Here is a 17812-nt window from a genome sequence, read left to right on the forward strand (position 1 = left end):
TCCTTCAAAACCTGTTTACATTGGCTTTTTTTTCGTTTGTCGGTACACCACATAAGCTGCTAAGAGAATCAGTCCCCCGATCAGCAGGAAAATATAGATACCCATACCACCGGTTTCCGGTAAAAGCCCTTGAGGTTGGTTTTCAATCGTGACTAAAGGTGTCTCTGAAGCAGTTGAATCAATTTCAAAAGTGGTATAAGGATCTAAAATGACGTAACCACTTGGAGCCGTCACCTCTTCCAACGTGTAGGTTCCCGCTTTAAAGCCCCGAATATCAAAATAGCCATCTGGTCCTGAGGTTATTTCTGTCCCGACATCATCCCAACCAATCAAGACATTCTCTTCATTCAGACGTGCGTACAATACTTGACCATCAGAATCTTTAAAAATCCGAAAGACCGCCCCACTTAATGGATTACCATCATGACTATTGATCTTTCTAAATTGATGCTCATTCGTCTTGACTTTTGGTCCATCTAAGATCGTAGGATCCGAGCCAAAATCGATTGTGGCAGTATTATCAGATAGTTGAGTGATTGCATCACCCGTGAGCGACATGTCATAAGAAATCGTGAGCGTTTTTCCTTGTAATAATTCAACCACTTCCTCATTGTCAATGTGGAAAGTAATCGTAAACCCACCATTCGGAGTAGCTGTATCAATCGTAAAATAACTACTAGGTACCGCTATACCATCAATCAATACTTCGATTGAATCAGGGGTCGTTAGTCGCAACCCATTAGTTGGTGTATCTGTGATTTCGAAAAGTGCTTTGTTACCTAAGTCACGGGGAACAGCAACCGTCAACAGATAATTTAAGATGTCATCTGTTCCAACATCATAGTAGGTTACTTGATTCCCATCTTGAGTGATTGTTACTTCATTAAACCGACCGCTATCTACTAAAGTTTTCGAATGTTCTTTCAAAATATTTTTAGGATAGAGGTGGATCTCTGTTAGTTCTCCATCACCAGCATAGACTGGCAAAGCCAAAAGTAGTGGGTATGCCATTTCATATATATTCGCTGGTGATTCTTCTTCGACAAAGAGATAAACAGCATCTCTACCTTGGGCATCTTTTCGAGGTAATTGGTCAAAGACCGCAATCCCCTGTCTGTTTGGATCGGTCTCGCCACTTGCTGTTGCTGTCACTTGAGTCTGCAAAGGGCCACTGGCATAATCAGGGGCTCTTTTATATAAAGCCGCATCAGACTGGATTCTTTCCAAGGCTTCTCGTGCTGTTTTCCCATCCTCTCTGATAGAACGAAAATATTGTTCTGTGACATCATAGACAGAAAATGTCACGCCGTCTAACGGATCGCCGCCAAAGTTTTCCATTAGTTCACCAGTATTTTGTTGATACGCTTCTTTCGGGATTTCATCCTGCCAAACACGTTTATGAAGCGTGACATTCACATGCTCTGGGGCTGCTGCTACTGGAAGACTCATTCCTAAAATACTGAATGCCGAAAACAACAACGTAGCAAGCATCACGAATATCCTGAATTTATTCTTTTTACTTTCAGTCATCTTCTTCCCTCCTAGTTTTGTTCATGTACTTCCTTAACAAGTAAGCCAGTAATAACAACGCAATGCCTAAAATAGCTAGCGCTTGTCTCATTTCTGCAGTACGTGGTAACAGACGATTGAATAGCTGTTCCTTCCCTGTCGCTGTTCCTCCTTGTTCTCCCCCAGCATCCGTTGGCAGATCATCGTCCTTTTGAGACTCTCCTGCTCGTGAAATGTTATAGATTCTAGGTCCTTTCTCTACCGATTCGTCCTGTTCATCAGAAAAAGGTTCCGACATTTTTTGTTCATTAAGTGTCATGAATAAAAACTCACCTGATTCATTTTTCCAAGTATTTGGGATAAATAATGGAATCTGCCGATTTTCTTCACTGATCTCATACCCCGGAAGAGTTTGCAATTCTTCAAAATAGTATTCACCACCGATCAAAAAATGGTCTGCTATCTTGACACGCCCTGCAGCATCAGAGATGAAGGTTGCGATTGCTTCATCATTTAAGGGATCATCACTTTGTTTCCATACATCCCCTAACGCCTCCTGATTTTGTGCTAAATAGATTTTTTCCCCAGCTTCGTTATAACGAAACAGGGAAAAAATCACACCTTCGAGAGGTTCGGTCTGCTCAGTGTCTTCTTCTTTGCCATATTTGTAAAAATACGGTTGTCGAAAATACCCAGCATTTTTAGGATAAAGATGAATCTGAGTCAGCTCTACTTCATTTAATGGGTCCATTAGAGGCAAGCCAATCATTATCGGTGCAGCATTTGTCACATTGAAATAACTAGTTTGCTGGGAATGATCCTCAACGATCAGATAAATTCCATAGTGACCGTTGTGCTTTCTGGGAACATCGATCACACCCACTCCTTCGCCAAATTCAGCATGAGTCTGCGTTAGGACAGGACTACCTGTCACTTCTTCTAATTGCTGCTCTGCAATAAATTGTTCGATCTGGATCGGGTTCATCTGTCCCAAGCGTTTAGCTAAAGCTTGCGCATCTTCTTGTGCTTGAAGATAGTAATCCGTCAAATGATAGACATGAAACGTGGCGCCATTATAAGGAACACTCAGACCAAGGCCATTTAAGTTAGCCAATTCATTTTCTGTCAATTGTCTGCCATTTGATGGAGAGGTCTGTGGATCTGTGATCGACTCATCTACAAGGACTCTCTTGTGTAAGATGAACGTCACAGTCTCAGGATCAGTAGCATAGCCTCTATATGGGAAGAATCCGGTTACTAACAGCAGACCTAGCAGCAGCCATTGAAACATTCTTTTTTTCTGCATATCCTCTACTCCTTTCTCATTTGCTGAAATGCCATCAGACCGTCCTAATTACTATTTGCTATTTCGCTTACTTCTCAAGCGATAGAACAACCAACCTAGTAATAAAACAATGGTAGTGAGGGCTGCAATTAGAAAGAAGCGAAGTCCAGGTCCACCCGTCATTGGCAATAAGCCAGACGTTTCCGTATTCATGATTGGTACGACTTCCATTTCGTCCAAGTTTTGGACAGCTTCATGTGGTTGTAGCAAAATGTAATCTGTATCAGCTAGCCTAAATCGTTCAGAAAGGTCACTACCTTCGTGATCCGTGATACTTATTTCTCTAATGTAATAATGATAAGCTTGACCATCTGGAGTAAATTTCTCCAAGCGGTTACTGATCCATTTCAACCCTTCACCTGTATCTCCTGGCGTTAAGAGAATCGTTTGGATTTTCTGCTTTTCCCCTTCTTCGACACTTCTAAATAACTCAAAGGTAATGTAGTTAATGCTCGAGTAATCTAAATCGCTGAATTCAAATTGTTTCTCAAATCCCACATAGACGCGTTCAGGGGTACTTTCAGGTGTCGTGCTATTTTTCAGGGTAATTTGCCAATTCTGATTAGCATCTTTCACGATCTTATTGAGATTATCAACCTGATCGCCCTCTTCCCCACTACTTAAATCAAAATATGGTTGCAGGTTTTTTCCTGTTTTGGTATTGATGATGCTGGTTTCTTTTACGATATATCGATAATCCTCACCTAAATCGGCTAACTCTTCGACCAGCACTTTAAACTCATTCTCCTGATTCAAAGTGAAAGTCATGGGTGTGAATGAAGCATCCAAGCGCCACTCATCGCTTTGTTCATGCCGTTGTTCCCTTAATAAATTGACCGTAATTTTATAATCTTCTTTGATCTCCTCTGGTACTGCCGCATTAGGCGTGGTAAAATCCCAATTTTTTTCGATCATGAAAGGCTTTGGTCGGTTTTCAACAGTCAACTTGAACTGTCCATTGTCTAATTGGATCGTTGCTCGTTCTTGTGTCACTGGAATCCCTTGTTCATCGGTGAAAAAAATTTCCTCTTCTCTACTAGTCGTTCCTGATGCCTGTACCTTGAAATAAATGGGCTCTGGTAGTACAGCAAACGGACCTGCTGGTGGAGTAATCTCTGTCAGACGATAGATTCCGTTCGTCAATCCATAAGCCTCTTCTTCATGAACACCACCGATCTGAGTAGGATTATCTACCGTAAATGTCCCTAATACTCTTTCAGGAAATTGTTCTTGGAAAAAATCTTTAGATTTTTTCTCTAAACGGAATTCTGAACCTGTAAGGTCATTTCCTTCGTGATCGGCTTTATAGAATTCCACGATTCGGTGGATTCCTGAAGCATAACCTTCGCCCGTCGTGATGTCCGTAATGGATTCTTCCGTCACTTTTTGTTTTCCATTCAAGAAAACACCTGCACGATTATTGACAGAATCAGCGGTTGTTTGGGCAGTATATTCTACGATCAATGTTTTATCTGTCACTTCTGACTGACCAGTATTATCACCTACAACTAATTGGAAATGAGCAGTTTTTTGCGATAAATTGATCAACCCGTCCGCAGCTAACTGGTCAAAGGCGGTTTCTGCCTTCACACCTGGCTCACTTAAAGCTCTTCCTGTTTGCTGACTGATCCAATGAGCTTCACTTGTATCATTTTCTGGATTTGCTTGCCATTCAAAGATTTGATAAGCACCTCGCCCATCTACGCCAATGTACTCTGGCAAATATGGGACTAAGAGTTGTTGTGGTGCCAACAGTAGAAAATCTTGTTCATCAATTAAACGGCGTATTTTTTCAAATTGCTGAGTCTGGGGATTGTATTTTCCTTCAAAAACGTTGATTCGATATTTTCCAGTATCGGGATCTAGCAGAAGCGTCGTTTCTTCTTCATGATCCATGAGATCAAAGAGATACAAATTCTGGTATTTGGCGCCACCTGGATTCACGATCACGCGGTAGGTGATATGTTCGCCGTCGTCTGCTACTTCACCCGTCTTGATCACTAAACTTTCTGTCGGTATCGTGACTTGCGTTTCTACTTCTGTCTTGCGCCCACCAGGACTTGTCAGTGTCGCTATATTTTTATAAGAACCTGCTAGTAATGGATTATCAGCTAGTTCTTGAGTGGCAACATAATCGGCAATGAAGAAGATAACGATTGGTCGATGACTCTCTTTTAAGAGAACGATCCGCATCAATTGTGTTTGCGGATCATATTCTAGGCGATAATCCGTACCTTCCACTAGTCGTTCATTCCCTGCATAATCTCCTGCCGCTATTTTCCAGCGGTGTTGATTCGTATCAGGATCAATCGGACCAGCTAGGTTGGCGGTCCCCTGAAAGACGTGAACAGAGTCTGGCTTAAACTCCCAACCAGCAAGGGTCGAAAAATCATCTTCAATGACGGTTCCTGCTGGTAATGGACCACTGGAAGGATTGAATTCTAGACGAAACAGTGTTTGGTAGCGATCAACGATTCCAGTGTAGACCGGTTGTCGACTCTCATTTGAAAAACTTTCATCTGTCCAATATTCAAACGTTCCGATATTTCCAGCATCAGCTTGTTCTGCATCTTCAGCGATTGCTTCTTCATACTTTTGCCCTGGCTGTAGGAATAACCCTTTTTTATGTCCATCGTTTATGAGGCTATAGTGCCAATTGCCAAATGTTCCATAACCAACTGAATCTTGAGAATACTGAACGTCTCCTTGCCGCCAAGTTGCTTTGGCGTAGTTGAAGAACGTAATATCTGGATGGATATACGTTCCACCTAACCAAGGATAGATCCCTTGGACTACTGGATCGCTCGAATAGTAATTACTTCTATTGAACTGAGAAGGGTCTTCATCCCAGATTTTTAAATAACCTCTACTAGATAACTGATGCTCTTTCGTTGAAAAATGAATCTTAATGGTTCGATCCGTTGTTTCATAATCTCCAATCAAGCGGATCGTAAACCCTGTTTGATAAGCACTATTCGCTTGATGTAAATAACTCCCATCCGGCAACATCAATCGTTCGCCTGGTTCAGAAAGATTATGCAAAACCAACTCAAAATCAACACCCTTTTCTAATGTGTTGCCTACGTCATCTGTGATGACTAATGTCGATTCTAGTAATGAGCGAGCATAATAGATCCATTTAAAAGGACGAACATTGTTCTCATAGTAGCCGTGATAGTTATTAGGATCGAACAATCGCACGAGATCCTCTTCAAAGATGATGGAAGAATCACGGATTTCTACTTGTTCAACTAATTTGTTTTCCTGATTGAACAAAATCTCCCAATGTTGGATCTGCTGAGTCTGGTCACCCCCAACTCCACGTTTTACGATCCCTGGCATGCTTGGGTTAGGAATGATTCCGCCAGCGCTACCTTCACCAAAACTTCCTTGGATCGCATGGTTGGAAAACTGGATCGTATCCGCTGAAACCTGTCCATCCGTCGTTTGTATCCTCGTTTGGTAGGTGATTCGGTAGGTGCCATTCGCATCCCCTGGTGGTGTGAGCGTCATCTCTGTGTTTTCTGCATTGAAACCGACTGTAAAGCCTTCCGCATTCGTTCCAGTGATCTGCAGTGAGTTTTGTTCAAAGGTATGGCTCGCAGCATTTGCTGGAATGACGGATAATCGATCGACGATAGGGTCTTTTTCACCATCGACGTAATAATACGTGTCGATTTGCCAAGTCACGAGTACATAGTCATACGCTTCGCGATTCCCCGTTGGTTGACCAGGCTCATCTGTCGCCTGATAAAAATCAATTTTGTCTGATCCATTTGGATTTTTAGCTATTCGTTTTGAAAAGTCTTGTTTTACGATATCAAATTCGACGTCATTCGTTTCTGTCCGACCCAACTCATCACTTTCGACAATGAGTTGATTATGAACAGTTGGTTGGCTCAGATCTTTGACTCTGGTACGGATGATTAATCGATAAGCGGTTCGTTTAGGTGCTTCATTATTTCTGATCGTCCAAGTTATTTGGTTGTCTTGTTGCGCTTGACTATAATCACTTGCTAATAAAGGATGGAACTGTTCATCTTCAACTTCTTTCTTTTGGATACTAACTGACACAAATTCCTGGTTATCACCAAAGAAATCTGTGATTTTCACATTTGTCAACGCCCGATGTTCTTCGTTGATCAACGCTTCCCATTCAACAATTCCAGTATCCCGATTAAAACTAATCCCCTGTTTTTCAACGATCTCTTCCCCTTTAACAATGATTGGCACTTCAACTACACCATATTCTCCCAAATCTACGATCAATTCTTCGGTAATATTATCAAAACTCGTATCAATAGAAAACGAACCCTGAATCTCACTAAAATTATAAATACGGGTATTAAATTGGATTGCTATACTACGATCCTCATTTACATAAAACGTGCCAAAAGAAAATCGTCCAGTTTCATCCATCAATTCGCCCGATAGACCACCTGCTGGAATCAATAATGTGTCAGGAATATTTTCAATGATCGTATAGCGTTCATTAGCCATTAGATCGCCACTAGGATAAATATCGTCATCGACCAACCACCAATTGATTTGAAGGCGGACATTCGTATCGCTTGGAACGCCTGTTTCGGGCAAATCACTCGTATACGTGCCGTCTTTTTCAGGATCGATCATCAATTGGACGCCGTTATCATTGTTCCCGTGAGTCTCACCTAACTGAAACCCTGTTGGTTGTCCAGTTACATGGAAATGACCATTTGAGGAAGCATGGACTAGCGGCCCCATCAAAAAGAGCGGGTTGGACAAAGGAACCAAAATCGTCAAGAGCATCATCAATTGTAAGCACACCTGCCTTATTTTTACCTTCATACCCATTACCTGCCTTTTTATAGTTTTTAAGGAGCGCCTTATTTAACATGAAATATAACAGGTTTCTTGAAACAGCTTACTTCAACTTTTTCAGACAAGTCTGAAAAATAACATTTCTTATCTCACAATAGCTAAAGTCAAAGAGATCTCTATATGCAAAAAAAGACTACTTAGAAAAGAGCCATTCCCTCTTCTAAGTAGTCTATTAGTTAGCTTATTTGTTCATCAAAAACAGATCATTCAAAGACAAACTGATTATGATAAAGTTCAGCATAGAAGCCATCTTCTGCCAACAACTGATGATGATTTCCTTCTTCGATTACTTTTCCATCACGTAAAACAACAATACGATCCGCATTTAAAATCGTTTTTAACCGGTGGGCAATCACAAAGCTGGTACGTCCTTTGATTGCTTCGTCCATGGCTTTTTGGATTTTAGCTTCTGTTACTGTGTCCACGTTACTTGTTGCTTCATCTAAAATCAACAATGAAGGATTCGTAATGATCGTTCTGGCAATACTGATCAATTGTTTCTGACCGGTACTGAACAAGTTGTTTTCTTCAGATACTTCTGTTTCATACCCTTTTTCTAGATTCATGATAAAGTCATGAATATTCGCCTGCTTAGCGGCATTGATCACTTCTTCATCTGTCGCATCAGGTTTCCCAAAGACAATATTGTCACGAATAGTACCCGAGAATAGGACGGATTCTTGTAAAACGATTCCTACATGTTTTCGTAAAGCATCTAAATCATACTCACGGATGTCTGTCCCATCAATCGTTACTGCACCACTATTCACATCATAAAAACGATTCAATAGATTCATGATCGTTGTTTTACCTGAGCCAGTCGGTCCAACTAACGCGACCATTTCACCTTTATTTACATCAATAGATACATCATTTAACACTAATTTATCAGGGTTATAACCAAAATCAACGTGTTCCAAAGATAAGCCTTTATCGATCCCATCAAAGGATTGACCATTCGCTGGTTTCACTTCATCTTTTTCAGCAAACATCTCATTCAGTCTACGTGCCCCTGTGATCGCTAATTGGATCATGCTATAACCAGATGAAATTTGCATCAATGGTTGATAATATTGTTGGGAATACTGAACGAACGTAACTACCAATCCTAAAGCAACCGAGCGTTCCAGATCCCCGTTCAGTGCTAACCATCCACCAAAGAAGATGACGATTGCGGTATTCACTAAAGACATCCCTTGCATCATTGGGAAAAGCAATCCTGAATAAGCTTGTCCTTTAAACGTTGCTTTACGAACAGTCTCATTGTGTTCTAAGAAACCATCAATTGTCTCTTCCTGTAATCCATTGGTGATGATGACACGTTGACCACTGATTTTTTCATCCATATAGCCGTTCAATTTCCCAACTTCGTCTTGTTGTAAATCAACGTATTTTCTTGCCTTTTGGATAATCAAAACAGCAATCAAAACTGCCACTGGTGTAGAAGCAATTGTTGCCCAAGCTAACTCAATATTTTGGCGGAACATCATAATCAATATCCCAAAAAGTAAAACGATATTGGTGATTACTTGGAGCAAAGCTTGGTTCAAACTATTTTGGATATTATCTAAATCACTCGTAAATCGACTAAGAATTTCCCCATCTTGATGAGAATCAAAGAAGCGGATCGTCAATTTTTCTAGTTTATTGAATAAACCAATACGCATCCGATTCGTCGATTTACCCACCACTTGCGTAAATAAGATACTGTAAATGAAGTTTGCGGCACTCGCTAAAACATAAAACATTAATAGTTTCCAAATAATGGAAACGAAGCGACTCTTATCATCGACTCCTTGCATCAAAGCCCCAACATAGTTGGCTAGTTCTTGAAAGGCTTCTCCGATATATTGTGGTGCCTTCACTTGAAGATAAGTGGCAATGATAACTGTAACAAAAATAAAGAAAAAGGAGACCTTATACCGTTTTAAATAGTGATAGAAAAACTTACTGGCTTTTATTAAATCAGTCATGGCTACTCCTCCGTTCCTTTTTGTGTTTCGAAAATTTCTTGGTACACCCGATTGGTTGCTACTAGTTCTTCGTGTGTTCCTTCACCCACTAATCTGCCTTCATCTAACACAAGAATCCGGTCTGCTTTGACAACAGAAGCGATTTTTTGAGCGATTACAATCGTAGTAGTGCCTTTTAATTCTTTTGCTAATGCTTCACGAACCAACTTTTCAGAACGTGCATCTAATGCACTGGTACTATCATCTAAGATCAAAATCTTAGGATCACCAATGACACCTCGGGTAATAGACAACCGCTGTTTCTGTCCACCTGAAAAGTTACTACTACGTTCTTCCACAGGAGCCTCATAGCGATCTGCTAATTTTTCGATAAATTCTTGTGCTTGAGCAATCGCAGAAGCATGTTCCATATCTTTTTCAGAAGCATCTTTTTTCCCTTGACGCAAGTTTTGCGCAATCGTTCCAGAGAAAAGGATCGCTTTTTGTAAAACAAAGGATACAGTGTGACGTAAGCTTTTTTCATTGACTTGTCTTAAATCTACGCCCCCTACTTCCACTTTTCCTTCTGTTGGGTCAAACAATCGTGGAATCAACTGAGCGAGTGTCGATTTACCAGCTCCTGTTGCACCAACAATCCCCACCATTTCACCTGGTTGGATCGAAAAACTGATATCTTTCAATGTGTCTGCATCATCGCCAGGATAACGGAAAGAAACATGATCAAAAGTGACTGATCCAGTTAAATTCTGTTCTGGTACATCTTGGTATGTTAAATCTGGTTCTGTGTCTAAGATTTCTTTGATCCGTTTCAATGAAACTGCAGCTCTTGATGTCATCATCATCATCATTCCACCAATAATGATTGCCATCATGATCTGCATCAAATAGTTCATGAAAGAAGCCAAACCACCGATTAAGGTTGGATCATCTTTTGCTAAATCACTAACAAAAAAGATTGCGCCAACTACTGCTAAATTAGCAGCCAACATAAAGGATGGAATCATCACAGAAAACAAGGTTCCCACAATGATGTTGTGTTTCGTTAGATCTTCGCTGACTTTACTAAACTCTTTCAATTGATTGTCTTCTTGGACAAAAGATTTGACTACACGGATCCCCATAAGATTTTCTTTGGCAATACTATTGACTTTATCAATCAGTTTTTGGATGATCATAAAATGTTTACCCATTCTGGTAAATGATAAAGCTGTAATCAAGAAAACTGCTACGATCAATGCGACAATGATCCACCATAATTGCGGCATCGTCATCATTGCCAAAACAAAAGCCCCGATAAACAGAAATGGAATTCTAAAGAGCGATTGTAAAGAAATCATGACTAGGTTTTGAATTTGTGTAATATCATTTGTTAGTCGAACTACCAGATTTCCAGCAGAGAATTTTTCGATATTTCCAAATGAAAAAGTCTGGATTTTACGAAATGCTTCTTCCCGAATATCAGCACTAATCCCTTGTGCCACTTTCGCTGAAAAAATCGTATTTGAAACTCCAGCTGCTAGTCCTAACAAAGCTAAACTGATCAAGTATACACCGATCGTTTTCATCTTGTCGTTATCTTCTGTAATAATAGCTTCTAATACTTGTTGTAAAAGCTTCGGTTGCCATAATGCGGCACTTACCATAATCGCTACAGAAAACAATGAAATAAATACAGCAACTTTGTATTTTTTTGCATGTCTTAAAATTAAGCCCATTGGTTGTTACACCCCTTTTTATTAAAATTGACAGGTCTTATTTAACACTGTAAAATAAGGCCGACTAACAATTTACCATGTTTAAAAAAATATTGCAATACAAGAGGTTGATTAAATTTGGAACCAAAGCTTTCCCAAGAAATGATTATCAAATCTGCTTTTGCGATTCTGGCAGAAACGCAAGAACTATCAAAACTATCTATGCGAAACCTTGCTCAAAAAGTTCAAGTAAAAGCCCCTGCGCTTTACTGGTATTTCAAAAATAAGCAAGACTTGCTCCAAAAAATGGCTGAATTCATGGAAAATGAACTAATCATTCCCGAGCCTCGTTTACCTTGGCAGGAACGTCTTGTTCAATTCATGGAAAACTACTACGACCTTTACACCCACTTTCCTTGTGGTGCAGAGCTAGAAATCAATACCGTTCCTTCTTATGCGAGTCGTTTGGAACACTTAGAAATGATGATCCAGATTCTTATCCAAGCGGGCTTTTCGATTGACCGTAGTCGTCAAGCAGTGTTTGCTCTTCATAACTTGTTGATTGGTCAACTGATGGATCAACAGCATGAACAGAATCTTCGGCACAAAATCATGGCTGGTAATCACTTACTCAAAGATGCTATTCTTTCTATGAGAAGTTATGTCGAAGAAAATGCACTAGTTGGACTAAAGGCTAGTATCACCGCTCACCAGAACCAAGAAAATGAAAAACAACTCTTTCTTGATAGCGTGACGATCTATCTTCAAGGGTTGGCTGTACAAAAAGAATCGTAAACAAAAAAAGACATGAAGGCAAGTTCGCGAACTTGCCTTCATGATTTTTTGTTTACTGTTTGAGTTGACTACGTGAATAAAACTTCCTATTCCACAAGTAATAGTCAGTTTAGCTACTAGTTTAGCCATTTCACTTATCCTAGATGAAGCAGTCTAATCATCTATTCCTTCATTTTTTAACCAAGGAAGGTCTTTTGATAATTGAGCAGCAAAAGCTCGGTAGTCTTCTCGTTCTTGTAAGCGCTGTTTGCGACGTTTTTCGTATCCTGCGCACACTAGTTTTTCTTCTGCCGTGTCAGGTATGACTTTAGGTACTGTAAATTCCGTTTCTTCATTCATATGAGACGGAACAGCGACAAATGTTGTAAAACAAGTTGCGGCTAAGTAACGCTCCCCAGTTGTCAGATTTTCCCCAATAATTTTAACGAATACTTCCATCGATTTATGATGAGTACCACTTACATAAGATTCTACACACACAGAATGGTTTTCATGCAATGGTTTCAAAAAATTCAAGCTGTCTAAAGAAGCGGTAACTGCACCTCTACGACAATGTCTTGTCACAGAGATCGACGCAGCATCATCAATCATCGTCATCAATTTTCCACCAAATAAAAACCCAAAAGGATTAAGATCGAATGGAAAAATCCGATGTGTTTGAATGACTATCGATTCTTTACAATGCTTTATCTCTTCCAAAAAAACACCTCTTTCAAATTATTTCCTAATGATTCGTCCTATAAAAAAGCTAAGGCCAAGACAATGTCCGAGCCCTAGCAATCGTCCTGAAAAATAGTCTCAAAAGCTAAGAAAGATCAAGGGTTCTTCACCTATTTTTCTTCAAATAACCATTCCAAAGCACGTTGAATCCACTGATCCCAAAATACCCAGTTATGTTCGCCAGGACCATGTTCGAAGGTTACGCCAATCCCATTTGCTTTCAATGAATCAGTCATTTCTTGATTTGCTTGATAAAGAAAATCTGATTCCCCACATGCCAAGTAGATACGAGGTGCTGTTTTGTCACTCTTTACTAATTCTTCTAATAAATACTGAGGATCATTAACTGAACCTTTGATCTGATCTAACGGTCCAAATACGCCCTCCCAGAATTTTGCCTTTCGAATCATCAATAAATCATCCATCCGATTGCCTACTGAAATGGCTCCTGATAAAGAAATGATTGCAGCAAAATTTTCTGGTTTTGCTAGTCCAAGTTTCAAAGCACCATAGCCACCCATTGATAATCCAGCAGCATAAGTCTTTTCTCTTTTTGTCGTTAATTGTGGAAACAGTTCATGACAGATTTCGGGAAGCTCTTCTGAAATAAACGTCCAGTATTTCATATCATAGGCCGTGTCGGTATACCAACCTAGGTCAGTAGAAGGCATAATGACCGCTAATCCATGGTCTGCGACATATCTTTCAATTGACGTCCGACGCTCCCAGACACTATGATTTCCTCCCATTCCGTGCAGAAGGTATAAGACAGGAACATCTGTTGTCGCTTGTTGTGAACTCGTACCGATCACTTTATTTGTTGTTTGTGGAAGGATTACATTCAGGTTTACTTCCATCTCTAAAACATTCGAATAAATATTTGCTTGAATAAATGCCACGTTGAAACATCCTCTCTAAGGTGTGAAAAATAGTGTTTTTGACCTGACCAATAATGACAAATTTTGATAAAACAACTATTCTAACACCGGTTATCGTTGTGAAATAATTGGTCAAACGACCTCACAAAGTAACATTTAGTACTACTTTCTTGTACTACTACTCTCTTATTCTATCACTTTTTTCACGAACGACAAATGTCAATGCAAAAGCAATCACTACTAGTAACAGCCCCACAAAATAGACTTGATGCAATCCTTCATATAAAATCTTCCGTAAAGGCGTGATCAACTCTGACGCAATGTTTTTAGCTGTTTGTGGGTTGACTAGCTTATTCATGATATCTGCATCATTCGTCAAATTAGTCGCATTCAGCTCCCGTTGTGTTACTCCATTGATCAATAAGCCAAAGACTGCTACCATCACAGTTTGTCCAATCGTCCGCACCAATGTATTGAACGAGGTAGCTACCCCTAGTTGATCTCGAGACACACTATTTTGGGCACTAACAGTTGAGGTAGTCATCGTGATTCCTAGTCCTACACCAATGACCGTTGAAATAGCAAAGAACCATAAAAAATTACTTTCAAATGGCATTAACCAGAGCCAGGCACCGCCTAGAGAGGCAATCAATAGACCAATTCGCAATACCCAATTCGTTGCCATTTGAGTCATCCACTTACTTGCTAAGAAAGAACCAACCATCCAAACAAGTGAAAGCGGTGCTAAGACCAATCCCCCTACTGCAGCATTTAGCCCTAATACCCCTTGCATCCACATTGGGATATACACATCGATGCCCATTAAGAACCCACTGGCTAAAGCAGCTGCTAGATTCACGACCACAAATAGTGGATTAGCAAAAAGATGCAACATGATCACAGGGTCTTTTGCTCTTTTTTCGGCTGCAATAAATAAAAATAATAGAAGAAGACTTCCGATCAAAAGCCCGATCACTACTGGAGTAAATCCTTGATCCCCTAACAATTGAAATCCAAGAAGTAAAGCAACCAACATCGCCATCAAACTAAAGCTCCCGAATAGATCCATCGGTTTTGACTCATGTTCTCTCTGTGGTTCGTTCAAATAAAGCCAGATCAAAACCATCAATAAAAGCCCGATCGGTACATTAATAAAAAAGATCCAATGCCAACTGATCGTTTCTACAATAAAACCTCCAGCTAATGGTCCAAAAACACTAGCAATTCCCCAAGCCGAACTGTTCAAACCTAAAACTTTTGCTCTTTTTTCAATCGTATATAAATCGCCAATGATCGTTAACGCCACTGGCATCATTGCTCCAGCGCCCATTCCTTGAACAGCACGAGCAGCAATCAACCCCATCATGGTTTGAGAAAGTCCACAAAATAAAGAACCAATAATAAATAATAGCGTTCCAAAGATAAAAATAGGTTTTCTCCCCACTTTATCTGCAAGTTTGCCATAGATCGGTGTCAGCATCGCATTCGTTAGTAAATAAATCGAAAATACCCAATTCATGATCTCCATACCGTGAAGAGAGCCGACGATCGTAGGCATAGCAGTGGTCACGATCGTTCCTTCAATTGCTGTCATGAAAGTTGCAATAAACACACTGATCGTTACTAATTTGACGTTTGTTTCTCTTTTCATCTTATTCCTCCTTTTTTTGTTGTTACCAAATAAATTTTAGCCAAAAAAAATAGGCTTTATCATTTATCAAAAACACGAATCAAAAACGACCATGGATTTCTCTTCAGTCGTTAGGATAAAAAAAACTGGAATGATCCCATAAAGAGAACCATTCCAGCCATCAAAAAGCTATTTTGCTAAGCTTGCTTTAATTGCATCAACTTTATCTGTTTTTTCCCATGGCAATTCGATATCCGTACGACCGAAATGACCATAAGCTGCTGTTTGACGATAAATTGGACGACGTAAATCAAGCATTTCAATAATACCTGCAGGTCGTAGATCAAAGTTTTCTCTCACAGCGGCAATCAAGTCTTCTTCTGGAACAGTTGACGTACCAAAAGTATTGATTGAAATAGATACAGGTTGTGCAACACCGATCGCATAGGCTAACTGAACTTCAGCTTTTCTTGCCAAACCAGCTGCTACAATGTTTTTCGCAATGTAACGAGCGGCATAACTTGCTGAACGGTCAACCTTAGTAGCATCTTTCCCAGAAAATGCTCCACCACCATGACGAGCATAGCCGCCATATGTGTCAACGATGATTTTTCTTCCCGTCAACCCAGCATCTCCTTGAGGTCCCCCAATAACAAAGCGACCAGTAGGATTGATGTAGTATTTTGTGTCGTCATCAAGTAATTCAGCTGGAATAACTTCTTTTATTACTTTTTCAATGACGTCATGACGAATTGTTTCATTGTCCACTGCATCATCATGTTGTGTTGAAATAACGATGGTATCCACTCGTTCTGGCTGACCATTGTCATCATATTCAACTGTTACTTGTGATTTTGCATCTGGACGTAGATAAGTTAATTCATTGGATTTACGTAAATCAGCTAAACGACGAACTAGACGATGGCTTAATGCAATTGGTAAAGGCATTAATTCAGGTGTTTCATCGACTGCAAAACCAAACATCAATCCTTGGTCTCCAGCACCGATCTCATCCAATACATCTCTCTTCGCTTCGTCACGAATCTCAAGTGCTTCATCAACACCTTGAGCGATATCTGGTGATTGTTCATCAATTGCAGCTAATACAGCTACTGTATCTCCATCAAAGCCAAATTTTGCTCGTGTGTAGCCAATCTCTTTGATCGTTTGACGTACCACTTTTTGAATATCCACGTAGGCAGTGGTTGAGATTTCTCCAAATACCAATACAAGACCAGTGGTAACAGATGTTTCACAAGCCACGCGTGCATTTGGATCCTTTGCTAAAATTGCATCCAAGATCGCATCACTGATTTGATCAGCAACTTTATCTGGATGTCCTTCAGAAACAGATTCTGAGGTAAATAAATGTCTTTCTCCCATAGTGATTCCCCCTAGTTAAATTCGGTTACAAGGCATCTCCGCCGATGACGGATCCTCTCGGGAACTTGCAACGAACCAAGTATAGCAGATATTTGAAATTTACGCTTGTTTTTTTAACGTAATTACTTAAAAATTTGAATAGTTCACTGATAATGCTGTTTATTTCCTTTATCCCAGGTAATCATTTCGCTTCACTATGCTACATGTTTAAAGAATAGCAAATAAAAAAGGTTCAAAGTTTAGGAGCATAAGTATACAACAAATCCTTTGCAGCAGAACCAAATTTTTTTCATTCTATTTCTGATCACCTATAGAATCAAATAAAAAGACCTAAAACAATCATCGCCTACGATAACTATCTTAAGTCTTTTGAAATCATTCTTACAAATAAAAAAAGATACTTTAGAAAGTATCTTTAATGACCCGTACGGGATTCGAACCCGTGTTACCGCCGTGAAAGGGCGGTGTCTTAACCGCTTGACCAACGGGCCAGGTGAAACTAATGGGCCTAAATGGACTCGAACCATCGACCTCACGCTTATCAGGCGTGCGCTCTAACCAGCTGAGCTATAGGCCCATAAAAAAAACTAAAAGCGGGTGACGAGAATCGAACTCGCGACAACAGCTTGGAAGGCTGTGGTTTTACCACTAAACTACACCCGCATTATGGCGCGGGACAGAATCGAACTGCCGACACATGGAGCTTCAATCCATTGCTCTACCAACTGAGCTACCGAGCCAAACGGTCTGGACGGGACTCGAACCCGCGACCTCCTGCGTGACAGGCAGGCATTCTAACCAGCTGAACTACCAGACCATATTTAGTTTCTTATTTGGTGACTTTGAAAAATCAAAGTCAATTGCGGGAGCAGGATTTGAACCTACGACCTTCGGGTTATGAGCCCGACGAGCTACCAGACTGCTCCATCCCGCGATAATATAATTTGCGAATCAACTACTTTATAGTAACTCACAAAGTAAGGAGGATAAGGGATTCGAACCCTTGCACGGTTTTACCCGCCTGA

At 40.2% G+C, this 17812-nt stretch carries 10 protein-coding genes, 7 tRNA genes and 1 riboswitch (1 of these 18 running past the window's edge); of the genes, 1 reads left to right on the plus strand and 16 read right to left on the minus strand.

Annotated features, from left to right (window positions below; all coding sequences use genetic code 11):
- Positions 1-15 precede the first annotated feature (15 nt).
- The 5 genes from IGK81_RS12070 to IGK81_RS12090 all read right to left on the minus strand — a co-directional run bounded on the left by IGK81_RS12070 (position 16) and on the right by IGK81_RS12090 (position 11402).
- Positions 16-1530, minus strand: a complete 1515-nt coding sequence (locus IGK81_RS12070; RefSeq protein WP_034700510.1) for a SpaH/EbpB family LPXTG-anchored major pilin — start codon at positions 1528-1530, stop codon at positions 16-18.
- On the minus strand, positions 1523-2815 hold the full coding sequence (locus IGK81_RS12075) for a pilin N-terminal domain-containing protein (protein WP_034700511.1): 1293 nt from the start codon (positions 2813-2815) through the stop codon (positions 1523-1525). The genes IGK81_RS12070 and IGK81_RS12075 overlap by 8 nt, the downstream gene beginning before the upstream one ends.
- 51 nt (positions 2816-2866) lie before the next feature.
- Entirely contained in the window at positions 2867-7687 is a 4821-nt protein-coding gene (locus IGK81_RS12080) for a prealbumin-like fold domain-containing protein (RefSeq protein ID WP_181915158.1), read from the minus strand.
- Between the two features lie 230 nt (positions 7688-7917).
- Positions 7918-9687, minus strand: a complete 1770-nt coding sequence (locus tag IGK81_RS12085) for an ABC transporter ATP-binding protein (protein ID WP_034700515.1) — start codon at positions 9685-9687, stop codon at positions 7918-7920.
- A 2-nt stretch (positions 9688-9689) separates the two neighbouring features.
- The gene (locus IGK81_RS12090) at positions 9690-11402 is read right to left on the minus strand and encodes an ABC transporter ATP-binding protein (RefSeq protein ID WP_034700517.1); all 1713 of its coding nucleotides are present in this window, start codon (positions 11400-11402) and stop codon (positions 9690-9692) included.
- A 117-nt stretch (positions 11403-11519) separates the two neighbouring features.
- On the opposite strand from IGK81_RS12090, the gene IGK81_RS12095 reads away from it, so the two are divergent.
- Positions 11520-12176, plus strand: coding sequence for a TetR family transcriptional regulator (locus tag IGK81_RS12095; RefSeq protein WP_034700518.1), 657 nt, complete (start codon positions 11520-11522; stop codon positions 12174-12176).
- A 153-nt stretch (positions 12177-12329) separates the two neighbouring features.
- Here the strand turns inward: IGK81_RS12095 and IGK81_RS12100 are convergent, their stop codons facing one another.
- The 11 genes from IGK81_RS12100 to IGK81_RS12150 all read right to left on the minus strand — a co-directional run.
- Positions 12330-12875 (minus strand): acyl-CoA thioesterase, encoded by a 546-nt coding sequence (locus IGK81_RS12100; RefSeq protein ID WP_034700520.1) that lies wholly within the window; start codon positions 12873-12875, stop codon positions 12330-12332.
- 131 nt (positions 12876-13006) lie between these two features.
- Entirely contained in the window at positions 13007-13795 is a 789-nt protein-coding gene (locus IGK81_RS12105; protein ID WP_010736957.1) for an alpha/beta hydrolase, read from the minus strand.
- A 157-nt stretch (positions 13796-13952) separates the two neighbouring features.
- The gene (locus IGK81_RS12110; protein ID WP_034700521.1) at positions 13953-15425 is read right to left on the minus strand and encodes an MDR family MFS transporter; all 1473 of its coding nucleotides are present in this window, start codon (positions 15423-15425) and stop codon (positions 13953-13955) included.
- Between the two features lie 168 nt (positions 15426-15593).
- Positions 15594-16787 (minus strand): methionine adenosyltransferase, encoded by a 1194-nt coding sequence (gene metK / locus IGK81_RS12115; RefSeq protein WP_034700522.1) that lies wholly within the window; start codon positions 16785-16787, stop codon positions 15594-15596.
- A riboswitch (SMK box riboswitch) is annotated at positions 16785-16863 on the minus strand. It overlaps the preceding gene by 3 nt.
- A 343-nt stretch (positions 16864-17206) precedes the next feature.
- Positions 17207-17278 (minus strand) — tRNA-Glu (locus IGK81_RS12120).
- A 12-nt stretch (positions 17279-17290) separates the two neighbouring features.
- Positions 17291-17364 (minus strand) — tRNA-Ile (locus IGK81_RS12125).
- A 15-nt stretch (positions 17365-17379) separates the two neighbouring features.
- Positions 17380-17450, minus strand: a tRNA-Gly gene (locus IGK81_RS12130).
- Positions 17451-17454: 4 nt separating this feature from the next.
- Positions 17455-17527, minus strand: a tRNA-Phe gene (locus IGK81_RS12135).
- 3 nt (positions 17528-17530) lie between these two features.
- A tRNA-Asp gene (locus tag IGK81_RS12140) sits at positions 17531-17604 on the minus strand.
- Between the two features lie 43 nt (positions 17605-17647).
- Positions 17648-17721, minus strand: a tRNA-Met gene (locus tag IGK81_RS12145).
- A gap of 46 nt (positions 17722-17767) precedes the next feature.
- A tRNA-Ser gene (locus tag IGK81_RS12150) sits at positions 17768-17812 on the minus strand; it runs 45 nt beyond the window's last position.

The sequence above is a fragment of the Enterococcus sp. DIV0703 genome, from assembly GCF_051711065.1.
In the GTDB taxonomy this organism is placed as follows: domain Bacteria; phylum Bacillota; class Bacilli; order Lactobacillales; family Enterococcaceae; genus Enterococcus_B; species Enterococcus_B hirae.